The organism is Streptomyces sp. NPDC041796, assembly GCF_055590785.1.
In genome coordinates this window covers 117,339-137,411 of sequence record NZ_JBVJAH010000018.1, presented here as the reverse complement: position 1 = coordinate 137,411, position 20,073 = coordinate 117,339, and the positions used below count along the sequence as shown (strand labels likewise).

Genomic DNA, 20,073 nt, shown 5'->3' with positions numbered 1-20,073 from the left:
AAAATAAGGGGGGGAGCGGGGCAAAACCACCAACACCCCCCCCCCCCCCCCCCCCCCCCCCCCCCCCGCGCCGGCCGGCCGGAGATCGTCGTGGCGGTGGTCGACGGCCTCGTCGCCCTCGGCCACCCGGGACTCGCCGGCGGACACCTGCGCGTGCTGCCCGGCGGGGCCGGCGACCGGGGCGGGCAGGGTGACGATCCCTGCCGTCCGACGGGCGACGACGCGTCCTGCCGCCACGGCACCTACGTCGTCGGACTCCTCGGCGCCGGCCGCACCTCGCGGCCGCCCGGCATCTGCCCAGGCTGCACCTTCCTGCTGCGCCCCATCTTCGGGGCGGGCCGCGTCACCGGCCGACCCGCCGCCCCCGCCCTCCCGGTCACCCCGGCCGCGCGGCCGGAGGACCTCGCGGCTGCCATCGTCGAGTGCGTCGACGCCGGCGCCCGGGTGCTGAACCTGAGCGTCGCGCCCGACCGCCCCTCCAGCACGGACCACCGCGAGCTGGAGTGGGCGCTCGACCACGCGGCCAACCGGGGCGTGATCACGATCGTGGCCGCCGGGAACCAGGGCGCGGTCGGCACCTCCGTCCTCACCCGCCACCCGTGGACCGTCCCCGTGGTCGCGTACGACCGGCGGGGCCGGCCGATGAACCTCTCCAATCTGGGCGGTTCGATCGGCGCACGCGGCCTCGGTGCTCCGGGCGAGGGAGTCGTCGGCCTCGGCCTCGGCGTCGACGGCCGCCCGCTGGCGGTCACCGGCACGAGCGCGGCCGCCCCGTTCGTGGCCGGCGCCTTCGCACTGCTCCTGTCCGCCTTCCCCGCCGCCCCACCCGCCGACGTCCGGTCCGCCCTCCTGCTCACCGCCGTCGGCCCCCGCCGCACGGTCGTCCCGCCCTTCCTGGACGCCTGGGCCGCGTACACCGCACTCGCCCGGACCGGCAACGCCCTTCTCCCGCACGGCAACCGGCCGCTCAAGAATCCGGAGTCCCTCCGCTGATCACCGTGTTCCTCATCGATGCGCCCCCGACCGGCAATATCGAGGGAGGATCGCCAGGGGATGGGGGCTCGGTCGGTGCGGACGGCGGCCTGTCTCAGTCCCGCGGCTGCGGGAATTCCTGGATCCGGGCCATGGTGTCCTCGGTTCTTGTGTGCACGTGACCGGCCATGCCGAGTGACCTCGCGGTCGCGACGTGTCCTGGGGTGTCGTCGATGAAGAGTGTCTGATGAGGGACGGCCCCACGCGCTGGAGGGCCGTGGTGTAGATGCGGGGGTCGGGCTTGGCGTATCCGACCTCGCAGGACAAGACGACGACGTCGGCCATGTCGAGGAGGCCGACGTCCGCCATTCTGGTGCGCATCTGCGGGTGCCACCCCCTCCGGATCCGAGGAAAGAGGTCCTGATGTCCCGTCGGCATGAGCCGTCACCGCCGTTGTCGCCACTGCCGTCGATCACGCTGCGCGGGTACGGCGAGACCATGTGGCTGGAAGGCCGGGCCGTAGTGCTGGAGCAGAAGGGTCTGCGGCGGCGGATACCGGTCGAGGCCGTGGAGGAGGTGCGGGCCGTGGGCCGGGGGCGGCGCTCGGTCGAGATCGCGCTGTGGGGCGTGGACGGCGCTCCGGGGCCCGTGTTCATCCTGGAAGGCCGCGACGCCGCCCAAGTGGGCCGGATCGTCGAGGTGGTCAACGGGGCACGGTCCGGAAGCGGTCCGGCGCAGGGCGGGGCGGCCCTGGTCGAGGAGCGGCCGGTCAGCACCTCCGGGCGGAAGAAGGGCCTGGGGCTGACACGCCGTGAACGCGCCGCGGGAATCGTTCTCCTTCTCGTGTACGTCGGCGGACTCGCCCTGCTGGCCTGGGCCGGCGAACCACAGCAGGCGGTGTTGTGGCTGCTCGGGGTGGCGCCCGCCCTCTTCGGCCTGCTGATCGTGGTGCCCTCGCTCCGGTGGGCGTGGAAGCGGTGGACCGTGCGCAGGCGGGGTGTCACGGTCGTCGCGGCATTCGCCCGGAAAGAGGGCAAGCGGACGTTCTTCCGGTACACCGACCTGGAGGGCGGGACGCACGAGATCGAGCCCGACTACGCGGCCAGACGCGTCGGCGGCGGCGCGGGACGGATCGAAGTCGTCTACGACCGTGAGCAGCCCGACAAGGCCGTCTGCTCACTGACAGTCTCGACCCTGCTGTGGCGCACAGCGGGCGTGACGCTGGCCGGCGGACTGCTGCTGTCGCTCGCGTTCGTCATGATGCCCCTACAACTCATCCTCCTGGTGCTCTCTGAATGATCTGCGACATCCAACGCTGACATCAACGGCTACGAACAGCCGCGGATTGCCGGAGGTTCGAAACCGTCCGCGCCCACCACCACGAAGGGCCCCGGTCGATCAACGCCGGGGGCCGCAGGGGGGCGGCTTGGCGCAAGAGTGTCTTTTCCCGATGATCATCATCGGGAAGGCTGCCTCCATGGGGAACAGCGACTCGCCGCCGACCATGCGTGTGACCTTCACCGACTACCTACCCGACCCCCACGACGACGACTGTCTCCGCAGGGCTGTCAACGTGGCCGCTGATCTGCTGACCTTCGAGGACGGCCATGCGGTGCTGTGGTTGACGGGGACCGAGGTCGCACGGTACCCGCTCGGCGTGATCGCCTCGGTCGGGGTCACCGACAGTCGTGGGAACGGTCGGCGGCCGAAGGACGCGGCGGCGATTCGCGGCACGTACCCCAACGCGTATCAGCCATGGCTGCCGCAGGACGAGGAGCGGCTGCTCGCCCTGTACCGGCAGGGCACCAAGGACCCGGCCGTACTCGCCGTCGAGTTCGGGCGGCAGCCGAGTGCCATCCGGTCGCGTCTGGCGAAGCTGGGGCTCGAGCACCTGGTCGCGGGGGGTGGCGCGGATGCGTGAGCGGATGCCCGGGGGTGGCGTGTGTGGGCCAAGGCCTCGGGTGGCGGCGTCCGTTGGGTGTGATCGGATAGCGCCATGACGAGGACCTTGTATCTGTTCTGCTCGGCGGCACCGCCCGTGTTCGATGTCGCCCGTGCGATCGAGGACGCCCAGAGCCGGGGCTGGGACGTGTGCCTCGGTCTGACGCCGACCGCCGCCCGGTGGCTGGAGCACAGTCTCGACGGTCTGGCGGCGCTCACGGGGCATCCGGTCCGGTTCGAGTACGACCTGCCCGGGCAGCCGGACGTGTGGCCCCAGGCGGACGTCATCCTGTTCGCTCCCGCGACGTTCACCGCGATGAACGAGTGGGCGTTGGGTCTCACGGCGAAGTTCGTCGTGAGCGTGGTGGTCCAGGGTGTCGGCAAGGGTGTTCCCACGGTGATGATGCCGTGCGTGAACGAGGCCCATGTGCAGCACCCGGCCTTCGGCACATCGGTGGCGACGCTTCGGGCGACCGGCGTGACGGTGCTCTACGGGGAGGGCGTTTACGTGGCGAACCCGCCGGGCCGGGATCTGCCCGGCGGGTATCCGTGGACCGTGGCGCTGAACGCCGTGGAATGGGCGGGGCGGGAGCCCGCCGGCCCCTGACGCCCCGGGGGGCCTACGGCTTGCGGCCCACGCCGCCATAGGCGTCGACCGGGTTCGAGGGCATCGGGGTGTCGGCGGTGGGGCGCCAGTCGGTGACGCGGACGATCCCGGGGTCGACCAGGTCGAGGCCGTCGAAGAAACCGGCGATTTCGTCGACCGGGCGTACGTAGTAGGGGATGGCGTCGCTCTTGTTGTAGGCCTCCGAGGCGGCGATCATGCCCTCGCTGGTGGCCGTGCCGTCGCAGATGGTGAGGTAGCTGCCCGACGGCAGGCCCGCCATCAGGCGGGTGATCAGGGAGCGGGCGCCGTCGTAGTCGGCGACGTGGCCAAGGGTGTTGAGGATCATCAGGGCGACGGGCCGGGAAAGGTCCAGGGTGGCCGAGGCCGCTTCCAGGATGGTGTCGGGCGAGTACAGGTCGGCGTCGATGTACGCGGTGCGGCCCTCGGGGGTGCTGGTGAGCAGTGCGCGGGCGTGGGCCAGGACCAGCGGGTCGTTGTCCACGTACACGATCCGGGTGTCCGGGGCGACCTGCTGCGCGACCTCGTGCGTGTTGTCGCCGGTCGGCAGGCCGGTACCGATGTCGAGGAACTGGCGGACGCCCTGTTCCGCGGTCAGGTGGCGGACGGCGCGCCCGAGGAAGTGGCGGCTCGTTCTGGCCACGTCGACGAGACCGGGGAAGATCGCCTTGATCTGGTCGCCGAGTTCGCGGTCCACCTCGTAGTAGTCCTTGCCACCCACGAAGTAGTTCCAGAAGCGGGCCGAGTGGGGCCTGCTGGTGTCGATCCGGGCGTGTATGTCGTCACGGTCCGGCACAAGAACCTCCTGGGCAACGTTGGTCATCAGCGGTGCTCCAACTTACGGGGCGGGGAGCCGTGTTGTCAGTGGTCGCTCCTATCGTGGTGGCAGTGGAGATCACACGCGGTACTACGGGGGCACCATGGACGTCATCCACCCGGCGATCACGCATGCGCCGACGCGGCGGTTCCTCGCCGAGGGCCGACTGCCGTGCACGCACGAGCTGATGCGCTTCACACGGCAGGCCGAGGGGCGGGCCGTGACGGTGTCGCACCTCGTCGACGAGCGGTTCGACCCCGCGGAACTCGATCCGTACGTCGCGGGCCTGGTCGCCGTGGGGAATGTGCCGGTCGAGACGCTCGACGCGCAGGACGTCGTGGTCGACGGGGAGACCGGGCGGGTGTTCAGCCTGGAGATGTACGCGCCGCGGCACGCGAAGATCGTTCCGCTCGCGCCGTCGCTGGAGGTGCTCGCGCGCTTCCTGGAGGCCGTCGACGAACTGGTCGCCCTGCGCGGGCGGTTCGCCGACCTGGCGGGAAGGCGTGGGGCCGACGTGGTGGAGGCCGCCTCGGAGCGGTTGCTGTCCGTGTTCGAGGCGGAGGGGGCCGGGTGGGTGGACGAGATCCCGGCGTTGTGGCGCATTGCCGCGTTGATACGGCCCCTGGCGCTGATCGCCCGGCCGGGGAGGGGGCTGCTGCTCGATCTGCCGTCGGGGCTCATGGAGGACGAGTTCGGGGCCGGGGACGTCGTGAGGGTGGGTCCGGAACACCTGCCGGCCGGACTGGAGCACGGGCCGACACGACGGTTCCTCAGTGAGGTCGGGCTGCCGAAGGACGGCCTGATGTTCGGTCTGGACGATCAGGAGACGTTGCTGGAAACGCTGAGCCGGGAGCGTGAGCGGTTCGGCAGGGACCCGAGGCTGCGGCACCTGGGGCGCGTCGACGCGCTGCCGCCCGACGCGGACCGGCTGCTGGTGCTGGGTGGGCTCATGCACGACTTCGAGGTCGTGCTGGACGGCCGCACCGGACAGGTCCACTACGTGGAGTGGGGCGCCGACAGGGTGACGCCGGTGAACGCCGACATCTCGACGCTCGCCTTCACGGTGTGGATGCACAGCCGTCAGCAGACACTCGACAAGGAACACCGCCTGACCGACGGTTTCTACCACCAGCTCGCCGACACCATGATCGCCGTCCTCGCCTCGGTCGACCCGACCGCGTGCCTGCCCGCGAGCGGTCCGGACGACTACCGGTACTGGCCCGAGGTGTTCCACGACGAGGCAGGGGCCGTGCTGTGAGCCGTCAGCCGCCCAGGACCGTACGGATCGTCGTCTCGGACCGGGAGCACACCGCCGTCCTCCCCGGTCATCCCGATACGTACGAGGTGACGGAGCCGGGGGAGGTCGCAGAGGTGACGGCCGCCCTGGCGAGCGAGCTCGCACCGGGGCCCCAGGGAGGGCAGGGCTTCGAGTGCATGTGCCTGGGGGAGTACGGCTTCGCGCTCCACGACGCCTCCGGTCAGCTGATCCGCACCGTCGACCGGCACGGTCCCCTCCCGCTGCTCGACCCCGGGGACCCGCACTCCATACCGGGGCGCCACCGCGCGGCCTGGGCCGCGGCCGCCCCTAAGCCGCTGCGGCGGTACGCCGAGGAGTGGGCGCGCGGCGAACCGCCCGCACCCGGGACGGTGACCGTGCCCCTGAGCCTGGTGTTCACCTGGCTCGGCACGGCACCGGCGTACGGAAGGGGCGGGGGTGATGCCGCGCGGGCGTTGGCCCGCCTCGCACCCCTGGCCCTGCTGGGCGCCGCGGCGACGGACGAACTGGCCTGGGCGGTGCGCGAGACCGACGCGGCGGGGCTGGACGGCGCCGTGGAGTTCTTCGCGAGCGAGCACTTCACCGCCCGCCACCCCAAGAAACGCCGGGTCGGCGCGACGGCCCGGGACCGGTTGCTACGGTGCGCCCGCATGCGCCGCCCCGAACACATACCCGTGCTGGAGCGGCGGCTCCTGCCGGCGACGGAGGACCGGATCAGGCGTTAGGACGCTTGCCGTGGTTGGCGCCCTTCTTCTTACGGGCGCGGCGCTTGTTTCCTCGCTTCGACATGGTCGTACCTCCATCGTCAGTCTAGGTTCCGTCCATGCGTCGCGCAGCGGACGCCGAACCGCGCATGCGACGGAGCGCACCTTCGTGGGCCCGCCGTGCGCCCTGGCCGGGCGATTCCGCGTGGCGGGACTCTGCCCTGGGGGAAACGGCGGAGACCAGGAGGCGACATGGCTCGTACACAGTCCAAGTGCGGCGCGCACACCAAGCACGGTGGGCGCTGTCAGCGGCTCGCCATGGTGGGGGCCTCGCGGTGCAACCTGCACCGGGGGGACTGGGCGACCTACACGATCGAGCGGGACAGGGAGCGGGAGGGGGAGAGGGCCCGCAAGCGACCGAAGCGGTGACCCCGGGGCACGGCGGGCGCACACTGGGGGCATGTGCCGCAGCATCAAGACCCTCCGCCCGCCCGTGCTCCCCACCGAGGCCACCGAGGAGGACATCCGCGCCGCAGCTCTGCAGTACGTGCGCAAGGTGTCCGGGTTCCGCGCGCCCGCCGCGCACAACCGTGAGGTCTTCGAGCAGGCCGTGGACGAGATCGCCGAGGCGACCCGCCGGCTGCTCGACGGACTCGAGGTCCGGGGCGCCGCCCGGGCGGGACAGCGCCAGTAGACCGACCGGGTGGCGTCCCGGGGCCGGGGCGGCGTGGCCGGCCGGCCCGGGCGGGGGGCAGGCGCGGGGCTGGGCCGGGGAGGGCTGGTGCGGGCGGGGGCGAGCGGGGGGTGGGAGCGACCGGCTGCGGACGTCTGCCCGGGCCCGGGCGGGGGCAGGCGCGGGTGCTGGGGGGTGAGCGGCTGGGCTGGGGACGGCTGGTGCGAGCGGCCGGCTGGGGACGGCTGCCCTGGCGGGGGCGGGGGTCAGGCGCGGGGCTGGGGGGTGAGCGGGGGCGGGAGCGGCTGGCTGGGGACGGCCGCCCTGGCCGGGGCGGCATCCGTCGGCGTCGCGGCCGGTTCGGCGGGCCGGGGCGGGGCCGGGGGGCGGCGTATGAGGTAAGCGGCCAGGGTGCCCGCCAGGAAGAGGGCGAGGACCGAGACGGCCACGCCGGTCCAGGTGGCGCCCAGCCACTGGCCGCCGAAGTAGCCGAGCCCGACGCTGTAGGAGGCCCACGCCACGCCCGCGAGCGCGGACCAGGGGACGAACTGGCTGGCCTTGCGGCGGGCCGCGCCCGCGCCGAGCGAGACGACGGAGCGCCCGGCCGGGGCGAACCGCGCGATGACGACGAGGACGCCGCCGCCGCGCGCCAGAGCCGCGCCGAGACGTTCCTGCGCGAGTGTCAGCCGACGCGACCGGGCGATCAACCGGTGCAAGCGTGACCGGCCGCGCCACGCGAGGCGGTACGCGACGAGGTCACCCAGCAGGGAGGCCGTGGCCGCGCACAGTGTCAGGGCGAGGAGCGAGCCGCTGCCCGTCGCGGCGACCGTCGCGGCGGTGATGACGAGGATGCCGCTGGGCAGCACCGGCAGGAACACGTCCAGGAGGACGGACACGGCGACGGCCGTATAGATCCACGGGCCGGCGGCCACGCTTTCGAGCACCTTCACTCCCCGGTCCCGTGAAGCCGGTCCCGAGAAGTGGGCGGCGGCTGGACAGGCCGAAAGCGTACGCCGGAAGCCGGGTGGGCGGATCACCCGGGCGGCGGACCGACGGCGGCCGGACGGAGGCCGACGGCGCCGCGCCCGGGTGGGGGAGCGGTCGGTACGGTTTCCGGCGGCTGGTTACGCGGTGACCGGCTCGCGCTTCCGGTCGTCCGCCCGCGAGGACGAGAAGAGGCTGTCCAGCGACAGCGCGCCCGGGCCGGTGAAGACCAGCAGGAGGAGCGACCAGCAGTAGACGGCCGCCAGCTCGCCGCCGTTCTCCTTCGGGAACAGGCCCATCGGCTGGTGGACCTTGAAGTACGCGTACGCCATGGCGCCCGAGGCGATGAACGCGGCGGCACGGGTGCACAGGCCCAGCATCACCAGCGCACCGCCGACGAGTTCGATGACGGCCGCGTACCAGCCGGGCCAGGTGCCGGCCGGGACGGTGGCGCCGTTTCCGCCCGCCCCTCCCAGGACGCCGAAGAGCGACGCGGCGCCGTGGCACAGGAACAGCAGACCGACGACTATCCGGAACAGGCCGAGCGCATAGGGGCGGTAATGATCGAGGCGAGCGGTGATGTTGGACATGGAGGTCCTTCGGTTGGGGACGGAACCGACTGCCACAGGTTAGGGAGTCCTAATCGATACTTGCAAGTTCAACATTTGGACGTTCCGCTTCCGCACCGGAGCAAGCGTGGAGGGCCGCTCGAGCCACCGCGTCCGTGTCCGCGAGGGTCACCGAGTCGACACCCGGCCGGGCGCCCGCCGCCGTCACCCAGTGCACGCCTTCCGTGGGCACCCCGAGGGCGAAGACCGCCTGGTGGGCGCGGCCCTGACGATTGATCAAGCGGAACGGGGAGGGTGTGACGTCCAGTCCTCCGGTGTCGTAGCCGTCGACGACATGAGTGCGGCACTGGCCGGACTCGAGCATTCCGGCGAGTAGCGCGTCACCAGTGCGCCTCAAGTCCGGATCCGGTAGCCGGGCCTCGATCAGTGTGGTCGCCGCCACGACGGACCCCGGCACATCGGGTGATTCCGCGACGAAGACGCCGTCTTCCGGTCGGATCCGCATACGGGGGCCGATCACGTGCAGGATTCCGGCCTCGATCAGGGCCGCCATCTCCTCGATACGGCGGCGCGGCGGGCCGATCGACAGGAAGGCGTTCAGCGGCGTGTACCAGCGGTCCAGGTGATCCCGGCGCGAGGCACCCGACAGGCCCGCGTGGTCGACGACCAGCCGCACTTCGTTGCGGATGTCACGCAGCACGTCCAGCGCCGCCTTCACCGGACCGGCCACGTTGCCGAGCGCGGCGTCGGCCGCGTCCCGGCGCAGGTGCGCCAGCAGCCAGGCGCGGAAGTCCGCCGGCGAGCGGAACGTCTCGCCCGCGTACGGGCGTGAGATCCGCTCCCACGACCATCGGTCGCCCGGGGGCACGGCGTACGCGTCGAGGGTGGCGGTCGGCGCGGCCAGGAAGCGGGTACGGAAGCCCCTCGGTCGACGCAGCAGCGCCTCGTAGTAGGTCGTCTCCACCTCCTGGGCCACCAGGGGCCATATCTCGGCCAGGAAGTCCGGGGGGTCGCCCGCGTCCGCCCGCTTGCGGAACCGTTCGATGACGTCCGGGGTCAGCAACAGGGGTTCGTGCCGGGCCGACGCGCCCTTCTCGTTGTCGCCGCGCGCCTGGTACGGGACCCCGCGACGCGAACCGGCGTACAGCCGCGGCTCACGGCCCGACGGGCGGTAGGCGCATCCGCCCCTGCCGTCGCGTACGAAGACCCCGCCCCGGCCCTCGGTCAGCAACGCCATGTGGTCGAAGAAGTTCAGCCCCAGACCCCGCAGCAGTACGGGCTCCCCGGGGGCGACCGGCGACAGGTCGAGGTCCGCCGGATTGGCGGGCGGGATGTGACGCAGCCCGTGGCGTGCCGCGTAGGCGCCCAGGTGTGCCGATGACGGGTCCACGGCGGCCGGCAGGTGACCCTGGGCGAGGACGACCGCGTCGAGGCCGGTGAGGACCGTGCCGTCGTCCAGAACCAGCGTCTGCGGGCGGCCGGCCTCCAGGCGTACCGCACGTGCGGCGTGGACCCGCACGGTCACCTCCGGCGGCGCCTCGGCCACCGCCCGGGCGAACGCCCACTCCAGATAGGCGCCGTAGCAGGCGCGGGTCGGGTAGTCGTCGGGGCCGAGTCGGTACGAGCGGGCGGCGGCCCACTCGTAGAGGCTCGGCCCCCTGCGTATCGGCCCCTCGCAGCTCACGCTCTCGTCGGTGAACACCGTCACCTGGCACGCCACCGTGTTCATCAGCAGCTCGGCCGGCTGGTCGGTGCGCCAGACGCGCCCGGCGCCCGGCGGGGCGGGGTCGACGACGTGGACGGTCAGAGGTGTTCCCGCCGCCAGTTCCGGGACGGAGGCGCAGAGCCGTTCGAGTACGGAGGTACCGCGGGGACCTGCGCCGACCAGGGCGACGGCATGGGGAACTTCGGACGACAAGACTCGGACTCCCGGGGCAGGGGGTGTTGCCGGCGTGGCCGGCGGGCGGCGCGCGAAAGCTCATCATGCCGGTGCCCTGCCCCCGGTCGAACCCCTGGCCGGAGGAACACGATCCGCTATGGGTGGGATTGCGGGAGGCCTGAACCGGACGTTCACCGGACGTTCACAGGCGACGCTCGCGGCGTTCGAGGAGGCTCACGGACGTTCGCGGGTGCTCACGGACGTTGGATGAGGCTCACGAACGTTCGCCAACGCTCGCGGACGTTCACGGACGCTCACAGGCGGGGCGGCCGGGCTCCCTCTTCCGCGCACGGCCGGCGCCGGGCGGCGCCGGCCGGGGCCGGACGCCCGCGCCTCAGGCGTCGCCCGTCAGCGTCCGCTCGTGGACGGTCCTCAGTTCCGCGGCGCTCCGGTCACGGCCTCGCGCGGCCGCGTGCTCCAGCCGCAGCCGCGCCGAGCGCCCGCGCAGCGTCAGCGTCATCAGCTGGTTCCCGAACCACGGCCCGCCCGTCCGGCGCCAGTCCACGACCGGCGGACCACTGCGTCCGTGCCGGAGCAGGGCGCGCCCGATCCACCGCCCCGCGCGGCTCCAGCTCAACCGGAACCCGCCGCGCAACACCGCCGGGATCCGGTTGTGTACGGGCGAGCAGGTCAACTGCAAGACCCGGGCGGAGGACGGGCCGGCTCCTTCCGGCCACTCGGGCTCGGCGACGTACGCGTGGTGCACGTCGCCCGACAGGACGCACACCGTGGCCGGGGCGTCCGGCCCGCTGCCGGCCTTGGCCAGCTGCCGGGTCAGCCGCTCGAAGGAGTCCGGGAAGGCCGCCCAGTGCTCCAGGTCGGCCCCCCGGCGCACCCGTTCCGCCACCCGCGCCCATCCGGGGCCCCGCTCACCGCGGCAGAGCGCGGCGTTCCAGGTCTCCGCGCCGTGCATCATCGGGGCCAGGAGCCACGGCAGCGAGGCCCCGACCAGCAGGTGGTCGCAGCCCTCCCGGTCCGCCGTCATCTGCTCGACCAGCCACTGCTCCTCGGCCTCGTCGTGCATCGCCCGCCGGTGCTCGTCCAGCACGCGCCCCGCCCGGCTGTCGACCATCACCAGCCGGGTCCGGCCGAAGTCCCGCCGGTAGCTCCAGCGCACCGAGGCGGGGTCCGCGTCCGCCTCGGCGGCGAACCGGCGCAGCAGCTCCGTCCCGTCCGGGGCGGCGCGGACGGCGGCGTACAGCGGGTCGGCGTCCAGTTCGTCGAGGGAGAGGTTGCCCAGGTGCTGGTGGACCCAGTACGACATCAGCCCGCTGAGGATCCGCTCCCGCCACCATCCGTTCCGGCGCATGTCGGCGACCCATGAAGCGCTGGTGTTCCAGTCGTCGATCACGTCGTGGTCGTCGAAGATCATGCAGCTGGGGACGGTGGACAGCAGCCAGCGCACGCCCGGGTCGAGCCAGGACTCGTAGTAGAGGTGGGTGTACTCCTCGTAGTCCGCCACCTGCGCGCCCGGTTCCTCGTCCAGGTCCCGGCGCGCGGCCAGCCAGCGGCGGGTCGCCTTGGACGTCTCGTCCGCGTACACCTGGTCGCCCAGCAGGAGCAGTACGTCGGGGCGTACGGCGTCGGGGTCGGCCGCCAGCCGGGTGGCCAGCGTGTCGAGGGCGTCCGGGCCGACCGGGTCGTCCCCGCCCGCGGGGGGCGCGGCCCAGCGGCACGAACCGAAGGAGACGCGCAGCTCGTCGGAGCCGGTCCGGGGCGTGGTGATGGTGCTGGCCGGGTACCGGTGGCCCGGGTCGGTGGGCGGCCACACCCGGTGGTCGTCGAGGAGGACCTCGTACGCGGTCGTGGTCCCGGGGGTCAGCCCGGCGACGGGGACCAGGGCGTAGTGGTGCCCGGCGATCTGGAAGGTCCGGGTGCGCCCGCCCGCGCCGTCCGCGCACCGGACTTCGGCCGTGCAGGGCCGGTCGGCCTCGACCCAGACCGTCGCCCGGTCGCCGCGGTCCCAGTCGACGTACCGCAGGAGTGGTCCCAACCGCAGTCCGGCTGTCATGCCCTGGCCTCCTCCGTCGACCCGCGACTCCCTCGGCTTCGCGACGTCCTCGGCTCAAAGACCCGCGACTCCGTCGACCCGCCCGTACTTACGTACGGTACGGGGCGACGGAGGGGTGCGAAACCGGCGCGGCGCGGGCGCGGACGGACGGGGGTGCGTCAGCAGCCGTTGAGCACGGACTGCAGGGCGCTCTTCTCGGCCGAGTCCACGCTCAGGTTCCAGTGGTGCTTCACGTGCACCCACATCCGGGCGTACGTGCAGCGGTACGCGGTGCGCGGCGGGAGCCACTCGGCGGGGTCGAGGTCGCTCTTGGCCTGGTTGACGTCGTCCGTGACGGCGATGAGCTGGGGGCGGGCCAGGTCGTTGGCGAAGGCCTGGCGCTGCGAGGTGGTCCAGCCGCTGGCACCGGAGCGCCATGCCTCGGCGAGGGCGACGACGTGGTCGATGTCGAGGTCCGACGCCGCGCGCCAGGTGGCGCCGTCGTACTCGGAGTACCAACTGCCGCTGATCGCCGCACAACTGGAGTCCTGGACGACGTTCACGCCGTCGCGCTTGAGGACGACTTCACGGGTGTTGCAACTGCCCGACTGGGTGACCCAGTGCGGGAACAGGTCACGGCTGTAGCCGCTGGAGGAACCTTCCGCCTTCACCGTGAGCTGCCCGAGGTACGTCCGGGCCGTGGCGGCGCTGATCGGGGTCGGCGGGGCGGCCTGGGCTGCCGGGGCGGTGGCCAGGACGCCGGTGACGGTGAGGGCGGCGGAAGCGGTGAGCACGGCTATGCGACGCGCGTAGACACCGGACATGGGTGACTCCCTTGAAATGTGGGGGTGTTGGCCGGAACGCCCGTTCGGGCGGCTCGGCCATCGTGGAGGCGCCAGGTTGCCCCGGGGAATGCGCCGGGTTACAGAGTGACGACATGTGCACGTCATATCAAGGGGTGTGCCCGGTTTCTGACCCCCCGGCACCTGGCTTGTCCGGCTTTAGGGTTGACGTGTGCTGCTGCCCGTCAACGCCACGTTCGCGGCTGTTCTCGCCGTCCTGCTCGCCGTCGCCGCCACCGTCGCGGCGCTCGCCCACCTCCGGGCGCCGCGCGAGATCGTCACCGCGGGGGTGCGGGCCGCGGTGCAGCTCGGCGCCGTGTCGCTGGTCATCGGGTGGGTGGTGCGCTCCGTACCGCTGCTGCTGGCCTTCCTGCTGCTCATGTACGCCGTCGCCGTACGCACCGCCGGTCGCCGCGTCACCCCCAACGGCACCTGGTGGTGGGCGGCCGCACCGATCGCCGCCGGGGTCGTCCCGGTCGTCGGAGCGCTGGTGCTGACCGGCCTCGTCCCGCTCAAGGGCATCGCCCTCGTCCCGGTGGCCGGCATCCTCATCGGCGGGGCGCTCACCGCGACGGTGCTCGGCGGCCGGCGCGCCCTGGACGAGCTCGGGACGCGGCACGGCGAGGTGGAGGCGGGCCTGGCGCTCGGGCTGCTGGAGCGGGACGCCCGGCTGGAGGTGGCCAGGGAGGCGGCGGCGGACGCGCTGCTGCCGGGGCTCGACCAGACCAGGACGGTGGGGCTCGTCACCCTGCCGGGGGCGTTCGTCGGGATGCTGCTGGGCGGGGCGTCACCGCTGGAGGCCGGGGCGGTGCAGCTGTTCGTGCTGGTCGGGCTGATGGCCGTGCAGGGCGTGGCGGTGGCGGTGGTGCTGGAGCTGGTCGCGCGGGGGAGCCTGCACCGGCGCGAAGGAAGCGGGGGAAGCGAAGGAAGCGAAGGAAGCGGGGGAAGCGGGGGAACGGGAGAGGACGGAGGGCCCGAGGGGCGCGAAGGGTAGGTGTGCCGGTCACGTACCGCCGATCGCGTACCCTTGTCGGAGCAGAAGGGGAGTAGCTCTTCGCCGGACCGTCGACATACTGCTGGGCCTCGTGCCCGGCCGGCGCCCGGAGGCACGCCGTGACGGGCGGGCCAGCGAGACCTTCGGCAACAGCAGTGCCATGCCATGCCCGACATGCCCATGGTGCCGCCGTGCCGAAGCGACCCCTGAAACGTCTCTTCTCGGTACGGCGGCGCCCTACCGATTGAGGAACCATCCCGTGCTCAGCCTCACGATCATGGCGATCACCTTCGGCGTCGTCTTCCTTGCCGAGCTCCCCGACAAGACCGCCCTCGCCGGCCTCATGCTGGGCACCCGCTACCGCGCGTCCTACGTCTTCGTGGGCGTCGCCGCCGCCTTCGCCGTCCACGTGGTGCTCGCCGTGGCCGCCGGCAGCGTGCTCACCCTCCTCCCGCACCGGCTGGTGCAGGCCCTCGTCGGCGTGCTGTTCCTGGCGGGGGCGGCCGTGCTGCTGCTGAAGAAGACCGACGGCGACGAGGAGAGCATCAAGGCCCCGGCCGACCAGTCCTTCTGGAAGGTCTCCGGGGCGGGCTTCATGCTGATCCTGGTCGCGGAGTTCGGCGACCTGACGCAGATCATGACCGCGAACCTCGCCGCCCGCTACAACGACCCGCTCTCGGTCGGCCTCGGCGCCGTCCTCGCCCTGTGGGCGGTCGCAGGGATCGGCATCCTGGGCGGGCGGACGCTGATGAAGTACGTGCCGCTGCGGCTGATCACCAAGATCGCCGCCTGCCTGATGCTGGCGCTGGCGGGCTTCAGCCTGTACGAGGCGCTGGCGCCGTGACGCCCCGACCCGCGGTGCCTGCGCGGTGACGCGCCCGCGATGCCTGCGCGGTGACGCGGCGCGGTGTCTACGCGGTGACGCGCCCGCGGTGTCTACGCGGTGACGCGCCCGCAATGCCTGCGCGGTGACGTCGTCGCCGAGACGTGTCAGGCGTGACGTCCGCGCCGTGTCACCGCCGCACGAGACGCCTGGGCCGTGACGCCGACGCCGCGACGTCTACGGCGTGTCGTCCAGGGCGTGTCGTCTACGCCGTGACGTCCGGGGCCTGACGTCGACGCCGTGACGTCTACGGCGTGATGTGGAGGCGGACGGTTACGGCGTGATGTGGAGGCGGACCGTGCCGTCGGTGCCGTCCCTCTCCACGCGCACGTGCGTCAGATCCGGTACGTGTACGTCCGGGGCGAACGCGCCCGCGCGCGGCCCGACGCCCACTACCCGCATTCCGGCGGCGCGCCCCGCCAGGATGCCCGCCTCGGAGTCCTCGAACACGACGCACTCCGCCGGGTCGAAGCCCAGCTCGGCCGCGCCCTTCAGGAACCCCTCCGGGTCGGGCTTGCTCGCGCCCACGCACTCCGCGGTCACCCGCACATCCGGCATGGGCAGCCCGGCGGCGCCCATGCGGGCCCGGGCGAGCGGCGCGTCGGCCGAGGTGACCAGGGCGTGCGGGAGCGTGGCCATCGCGGCCATGAAGGCGGGCGCGCCCTCGATCGGTACGACGCCGTCCAGGTCGGCGGTCTCCTCGGCGAGCATCACGCGGTTGTCGGCGTGGTTCTCCTCCATGGGGCGGTCCGGGAGGAGGACGGCCATGGTGGCGTACCCCTGGCGGCCGTGGACCACCTTGAGGGCCTCCTCGGGGTCCAGCCCGTGCCGTATCGCCCAGCGGCGCCAGCAGCGTTCGACCACGGCGTCCGAGTTGACGAGCGTGCCGTCCATGTCGAGGAGGAGGGCCCGGGCGGTCAGTACGGAAGGGGTGGCCGACATCGGCGTCTCCACGGGGAGAGGGGGAGGAAAGGTACGAAGTGGCCCGCCCGCCGGTCAGGGTATACGGGCGGGACCACTTTGTTCCTTCACGATACAAAACCGATCCGTCCGACGCCAGTCCGCCCTGCCGGCACCCCTCATCGGCCGGACGTCTCCGACTCCAGCCACTGGCGGGTCTCCGGTCCGTAGACGCCCCAGCCGTCGCTCCACAGGTCGCGGGCCTCCTGGTACTGGCCCACGCCCCACTCCACGTCCTGGTTGTAGCGACCGTTCATGGGGCCGTCGTAGAGCCCCGCTTCCCGCAGGCGGTGCTGGAGCTCGGCGACCTCGGGGCCCCGGTCGCCGCGCCGCAGCGTCACCGCCTCCTCGGGCGAGGGATCCTCGCTGGGCACCTGGCTCCGGGTGGGCGACGCCGGGGACCCCGGGCCGCTCGGGGAGCTGCCCGAGGACGGCGCCGCCGACTCCGTGGCCGGACGGGCGATGGCCAGGGACGCGGTGACGGTGGCCGACGCGGAGGCGGACGGCGACGGTGAGCCGGACGGGGAAGCCGACGCCGACGGGGTGGGGGAGCCCGACGGAGTCGCCGGCCCCGACGTCCGCGGGGGCCCCTCGGGAGCTCCGCTCGGCCACGCGGGCGCGCTCGGCGCCAGGTCGGGCAGCACCCGGTCCGCCTCGTCCCCGCCGAACAGCCCGCTCGCGAAGCCCGCGGCGCCCACCACGGCGACCACCGCGGCCACGGCCCCCACCACGGCGTACGGGCGGCGGGCCCGGCTGCGGGACCGCGCCGCGGCCCGTGCCTGCGCCCTGGTCCCGGCACGCGCGCCGTGCGGAGGGCCCGCCGCCTCCAGCGGCACCAGCTCGGGCTCCAGCGGCACGTACAGCGGCATGGTGGACGCCGGCGCGGTGGACGGCGGCACGGCGGACGGCGGCACCGCGGATGCCGGCATGGTGGACGCCGGCATCGCGGACGGCGGCGCGGTGGACGGCCCGGCGGGCGCACCGCCCCGCTCCGCCGCCTGAAGGTTCACGTACGGACGTATCCCCAGCGTGTCCTCCGCGGAGGCACATCTGCAGTCGCCGTCGCACTCAGGACAGAACTGTCCCGTCAATGTGGGCCCCTCCCCTTGAACTGCGAGCGATTATGCAGCCCCCGGGCGCACCCGGAGGACCACCCTCGGCGCCTCCCTGCCCGCTCGGCGGGCCGTATCGGGACGAAGCACCCAGGATGGGATGAGGAAACAAGGGGTACGCGTCCGGCCCGCCGCCGCCCGCGAGACGACCGCCCGCGCAATGACAGGCCCGCAGGAGACCGCCCGAGGGCCGACGGCCCGCGAGACGACGAGGGAGGACCCATGGCGCAGGAAGTGACCACCCCGGCCACCAGCCCCGCGCCGGGCGAGGGACAGAACCGGCGTACCGTCCTGGTCGCCATCGGCGCCCTGCTGCTCGGCATGCTGCTGGCGGCTCTCGACCAGACCATCGTCTCCACCGCCCTGCCGACCATCGTCAGTGAACTCGGCGGCATGGAGCACCTGTCCTGGGTCGTCACCGCCTACATGCTCGCCTCGACTGCCGGAACCCCCCTCTGGGGCAAACTGGGTGACCAGTACGGCCGCAAGAAGCTCTTCCAGACCGCCATCGTCATCTTCCTCATCGGCTCGGCCCTGTGCGGCATCGCGCAGAACATGCCGCAGCTCATCGCCTTCCGCGCGGTCCAGGGCCTGGGCGGCGGCGGCCTGATGGTGCTGTCCATGGCGATCGTCGGTGACCTCGTCCCGCCGCGCGAGCGCGGGAGGTACCAGGGCCTCTTCGGTGCCGTCTTCGGTGCCACCAGCATCCTCGGACCGCTCCTGGGCGGCCTGTTCACGCAGCACCTCTCCTGGCGCTGGGTGTTCTACATCAATCTCCCCATCGGCGTCGTCGCCCTCTTCGTCATCGCCGCCGTGCTCCACATCCCGGTGCGGGCCACCCGCCACACCATCGACTACCTCGGCACCTTCCTCATCGCCTCCGTCGCCACCTGCCTCGTCCTCGTGGCGTCCCTCGGCGGCACCACCTGGGCCTGGGGCTCGGCGCAGATCGTCGGCCTCGCGGTCCTCGGCGCGGTCCTCCTCGTCTGGTTCGTGCGCGTCGAGCGGCGCGCCGCCGAACCCGTACTGCCGCTGAAGCTGTTCAGGATCCGCACCTTCACGCTCGTCTCGGTCATCAGCTTCGTCGTCGGCTTCGCGATGTTCGGCGCGATGACCTACCTGCCGACGTTCCTCCAGGTCGTGCGGGGCGTGACGCCGACCATGTCCGGGGTGCACATGCTGCCGATGGTGCTCGGCATGCTGCTCACGTCCACCACCTCCGGCCAGATCGTCAGCCGCACCGGCCGCTGGAAGGTCTTCCCCGTCCTCGGCACCGCCGTCACCGCCCTGGGACTGCTCCTGATGCACCGGATGACGGAGTCGAGCTCCGACTGGGAGATGAGCCTGTACTTCTTCGTCTTCGGCGCCGGGCTCGGCCTCGTCATGCAAGTCCTGGTGCTGGTGGTGCAGAACGCCGTCGCGTACGAGGACCTCGGTGTCGCCACCTCCGGCGCCACCTTCTTCCGTTCCATCGGCGCGTCCTTCGGCGTCGCCATCTTCGGCACCGTCTTCACCAACCGCCTCACCGGCAAACTCAGCGACGCCCTCGCCGGCCGCGAGGTGCCGCCCGGCGCCGGACCCGACCAGATCGCCGCCGACCCGCGCGCCATCGCCGAACTGCCGCCGGACCTGCGCCCCGGGGTGCTGCACGCGTACGCGACGTCCATCACCGACGTCTTCCTCTACGCGGCTCCCGTCGTCCTCCTCGCGTTCGTCGTCGCCTGGCTGCTGAAGGAGGACCGGCTGCGCGGCGCGGTCACCGCGCCCGACCCCAGCCAGACCGTCGCCTCCAACCCCGTCGAGCGCTCCTCGTACGACGAGTGCGCCCGCGCGCTGTCGGTGCTCGGCTCCCGGGAGGGCCGCAAGGCGATCTACGAGAAGATCACCGCACGTGCGGGGCTCGACCTGCTGCCCGCCGCCAGTTGGCTGCTGCTGCGCGTCCGCCGCCACGGCACGGTGGAACCCGGGCGGCTCGCCGACACCACGCCCGTACCGATCAGGGCGATTACAGACGCCGCCCGACAGCTGGAGGAGCGGCACCTGGTGCGCCGCGAGGGCATCCAGCTGCTGCTGACCGACGAGGGCGTGGACGTGGCGGCCAGGCTGGCGCACGCCCGTGAGGAGTCGCTGGCGGAACTGCTCGGCGACTGGTGGGGGCCGGAGCGGCCGACGGACCTGGTGCAGCTGGTCGAGGAGCTGACGGCCGAACTGTGCGGCTCCACCAGGGAACGGCCGCGGGCCGCCGAGCCCCGCCGGAACCACGCCCGCTAGCGGACGGTCAGTTCCTTGCCGTACCAGACTTCCATGTACGGACCCTCGCAGTACGCCGGGATCTCGCGGTAGCCGCGGCGGGCGTACAGGGCGCGTGCCTCGACCAGGTCCAGGCGGGTGTTGAGGACCATGCGCCGGGCGCCCAGCTCGACGGCGGCGGCCTCCAGGGCGTCCATCAGGAGCCCCGAGCCGCCGGTGCCGCGGAAGGCGTGCCGGACGAAGACGCGGGTGAGCTCCGCCCGTTCGTCGTCCAGCAGGAGCACCCCGCCGCAGGCGGCGGGCTTGCCGTCCATCCGGCCGACGAGGAACTGGCCGGTCGGCGGGGTCAGCCGCTCCACACCGTCGTTGGTGAGCCCTTCGTCGATCTCCGCCTCCGTCGCAGGCCGCTTCCAGTAGCGGCTCGCGACGTCGTCGTAGTAGTCGCGGCGCAAGGCGGTGGCGTCGGGAGTGCCGTAACCCTCGGGGCGGATGGTCCAGTTGGCGCTCGTCATGGTGTGTCTCTATCCGAGAGGCCCGCCGTT

At 72.8% G+C, this 20,073-nt stretch carries 22 protein-coding genes; 12 read left to right on the top strand and 10 right to left on the bottom strand.

Features of this window, described 5'->3' with window-relative positions; translation table 11 throughout:
* Positions 1-90: 90 nt before the first annotated feature.
* From ACZ6C1_RS30255 to ACZ6C1_RS30240, 4 genes are all read left to right on the top strand, one after another.
* The gene (locus ACZ6C1_RS30255; RefSeq protein WP_469245173.1) at positions 91-993 is read left to right on the top strand and encodes a S8 family serine peptidase; all 903 of its coding nucleotides are present in this window, start codon (positions 91-93) and stop codon (positions 991-993) included.
* A gap of 402 nt (positions 994-1,395) precedes the next feature.
* Positions 1,396-2,271 (top strand): hypothetical protein, encoded by an 876-nt coding sequence (locus tag ACZ6C1_RS30250; protein WP_469245171.1) that lies wholly within the window; start codon positions 1,396-1,398, stop codon positions 2,269-2,271.
* A 151-nt stretch (positions 2,272-2,422) separates the two neighbouring features.
* Positions 2,423-2,893, top strand: coding sequence for a hypothetical protein (locus ACZ6C1_RS30245; protein ID WP_469245169.1), 471 nt, complete (start codon positions 2,423-2,425; stop codon positions 2,891-2,893).
* A 75-nt stretch (positions 2,894-2,968) separates the two neighbouring features.
* Positions 2,969-3,520: a flavoprotein gene (locus tag ACZ6C1_RS30240; RefSeq protein ID WP_469245167.1), complete on the top strand. Its 552-nt coding sequence runs from the start codon at positions 2,969-2,971 to the stop codon at positions 3,518-3,520.
* A gap of 13 nt (positions 3,521-3,533) precedes the next feature.
* On the opposite strand, the gene ACZ6C1_RS30235 is transcribed toward ACZ6C1_RS30240, so the two are convergent.
* Positions 3,534-4,361, bottom strand: a complete 828-nt coding sequence (locus ACZ6C1_RS30235) for an SAM-dependent methyltransferase (protein WP_469245165.1) — start codon at positions 4,359-4,361, stop codon at positions 3,534-3,536.
* Between the two features lie 97 nt (positions 4,362-4,458).
* On the opposite strand from ACZ6C1_RS30235, the gene ACZ6C1_RS30230 reads away from it, so the two are divergent.
* Together ACZ6C1_RS30230 and ACZ6C1_RS30225 are read left to right on the top strand one after the other, a co-directional pair.
* Positions 4,459-5,613 carry an SUKH-4 family immunity protein gene (locus ACZ6C1_RS30230; protein ID WP_469245163.1) on the top strand — a complete coding sequence of 385 codons (1,155 nt, stop codon included), beginning with the start codon at positions 4,459-4,461 and terminating at the stop codon, positions 5,611-5,613.
* On the top strand, positions 5,610-6,356 hold the full coding sequence (locus ACZ6C1_RS30225) for a hypothetical protein (protein ID WP_469245160.1): 747 nt from the start codon (positions 5,610-5,612) through the stop codon (positions 6,354-6,356). The genes ACZ6C1_RS30230 and ACZ6C1_RS30225 overlap by 4 nt, the downstream gene beginning before the upstream one ends.
* Here ACZ6C1_RS30225 and ACZ6C1_RS30220 read toward each other — a convergent pair.
* Entirely contained in the window at positions 6,346-6,420 is a 75-nt protein-coding gene (locus ACZ6C1_RS30220; protein ID WP_373297613.1) for a 50S ribosomal protein bL37, read from the bottom strand. The two genes, ACZ6C1_RS30225 and ACZ6C1_RS30220, sit on opposite strands and share 11 nt — an antisense overlap.
* A 167-nt stretch (positions 6,421-6,587) precedes the next feature.
* Here ACZ6C1_RS30220 and ACZ6C1_RS30215 point away from each other — a divergent pair, with 167 nt between their 5' ends.
* Both ACZ6C1_RS30215 and ACZ6C1_RS30210 read left to right on the top strand, forming a co-directional pair.
* Positions 6,588-6,764 carry a hypothetical protein gene (locus ACZ6C1_RS30215; protein WP_469245158.1) on the top strand — a complete coding sequence of 59 codons (177 nt, stop codon included), beginning with the start codon at positions 6,588-6,590 and terminating at the stop codon, positions 6,762-6,764.
* 31 nt (positions 6,765-6,795) lie between these two features.
* Complete coding sequence (locus ACZ6C1_RS30210) at positions 6,796-7,029, top strand: DUF2277 domain-containing protein (RefSeq protein WP_469245156.1); 234 nt, start codon at positions 6,796-6,798, stop codon at positions 7,027-7,029.
* Between the two features lie 245 nt (positions 7,030-7,274).
* On the opposite strand, the gene ACZ6C1_RS30205 is transcribed toward ACZ6C1_RS30210, so the two are convergent.
* From ACZ6C1_RS30205 to ACZ6C1_RS30185, 5 genes are all read right to left on the bottom strand, one after another.
* Entirely contained in the window at positions 7,275-7,952 is a 678-nt protein-coding gene (locus ACZ6C1_RS30205; protein WP_469245154.1) for a DedA family protein, read from the bottom strand.
* Between the two features lie 180 nt (positions 7,953-8,132).
* Entirely contained in the window at positions 8,133-8,573 is a 441-nt protein-coding gene (locus ACZ6C1_RS30200; RefSeq protein ID WP_469245180.1) for a DoxX family protein, read from the bottom strand.
* A 58-nt stretch (positions 8,574-8,631) separates the two neighbouring features.
* The gene (locus tag ACZ6C1_RS30195) at positions 8,632-10,479 is read right to left on the bottom strand and encodes an FAD/NAD(P)-binding protein (protein WP_469245152.1); all 1,848 of its coding nucleotides are present in this window, start codon (positions 10,477-10,479) and stop codon (positions 8,632-8,634) included.
* A gap of 355 nt (positions 10,480-10,834) precedes the next feature.
* On the bottom strand, positions 10,835-12,511 hold the full coding sequence (locus ACZ6C1_RS30190) for an alkaline phosphatase D family protein (protein ID WP_469245150.1): 1,677 nt from the start codon (positions 12,509-12,511) through the stop codon (positions 10,835-10,837).
* Positions 12,512-12,669: 158 nt separating this feature from the next.
* Positions 12,670-13,314: an HNH endonuclease family protein gene (locus ACZ6C1_RS30185; RefSeq protein ID WP_469245148.1), complete on the bottom strand. Its 645-nt coding sequence runs from the start codon at positions 13,312-13,314 to the stop codon at positions 12,670-12,672.
* 190 nt (positions 13,315-13,504) lie between these two features.
* Between ACZ6C1_RS30185 and ACZ6C1_RS30180 the strand changes: the two genes are divergently transcribed.
* Together ACZ6C1_RS30180 and ACZ6C1_RS30175 are read left to right on the top strand one after the other, a co-directional pair.
* A complete protein-coding gene (locus ACZ6C1_RS30180; protein ID WP_469245146.1) occupies positions 13,505-14,326 on the top strand; it encodes an ABC transporter permease in 822 nt (273 codons plus the stop codon).
* Positions 14,327-14,585: 259 nt separating this feature from the next.
* Positions 14,586-15,170, top strand: coding sequence for a TMEM165/GDT1 family protein (locus tag ACZ6C1_RS30175; protein WP_469245144.1), 585 nt, complete (start codon positions 14,586-14,588; stop codon positions 15,168-15,170).
* A 312-nt stretch (positions 15,171-15,482) separates the two neighbouring features.
* On the opposite strand, the gene ACZ6C1_RS30170 is transcribed toward ACZ6C1_RS30175, so the two are convergent.
* Positions 15,483-16,151, bottom strand: coding sequence for an HAD-IA family hydrolase (locus ACZ6C1_RS30170; RefSeq protein WP_469245142.1), 669 nt, complete (start codon positions 16,149-16,151; stop codon positions 15,483-15,485).
* A gap of 137 nt (positions 16,152-16,288) precedes the next feature.
* Positions 16,289-16,543: a peptidoglycan-binding domain-containing protein gene (locus ACZ6C1_RS30165; protein WP_469245140.1), complete on the bottom strand. Its 255-nt coding sequence runs from the start codon at positions 16,541-16,543 to the stop codon at positions 16,289-16,291.
* Between the two features lie 10 nt (positions 16,544-16,553).
* Here ACZ6C1_RS30165 and ACZ6C1_RS30160 point away from each other — a divergent pair, with 10 nt between their 5' ends.
* Together ACZ6C1_RS30160 and ACZ6C1_RS30155 are read left to right on the top strand one after the other, a co-directional pair.
* Positions 16,554-17,171 (top strand): hypothetical protein, encoded by a 618-nt coding sequence (locus tag ACZ6C1_RS30160; protein ID WP_469245138.1) that lies wholly within the window; start codon positions 16,554-16,556, stop codon positions 17,169-17,171.
* A 332-nt stretch (positions 17,172-17,503) separates the two neighbouring features.
* Positions 17,504-19,552, top strand: a complete 2,049-nt coding sequence (locus tag ACZ6C1_RS30155) for an MFS transporter (RefSeq protein ID WP_469245136.1) — start codon at positions 17,504-17,506, stop codon at positions 19,550-19,552.
* On the opposite strand, the gene ACZ6C1_RS30150 is transcribed toward ACZ6C1_RS30155, so the two are convergent.
* A complete protein-coding gene (locus tag ACZ6C1_RS30150; RefSeq protein WP_469245134.1) occupies positions 19,549-20,043 on the bottom strand; it encodes a GNAT family N-acetyltransferase in 495 nt (164 codons plus the stop codon). The two genes, ACZ6C1_RS30155 and ACZ6C1_RS30150, sit on opposite strands and share 4 nt — an antisense overlap.
* Positions 20,044-20,073 lie beyond the last annotated feature (30 nt).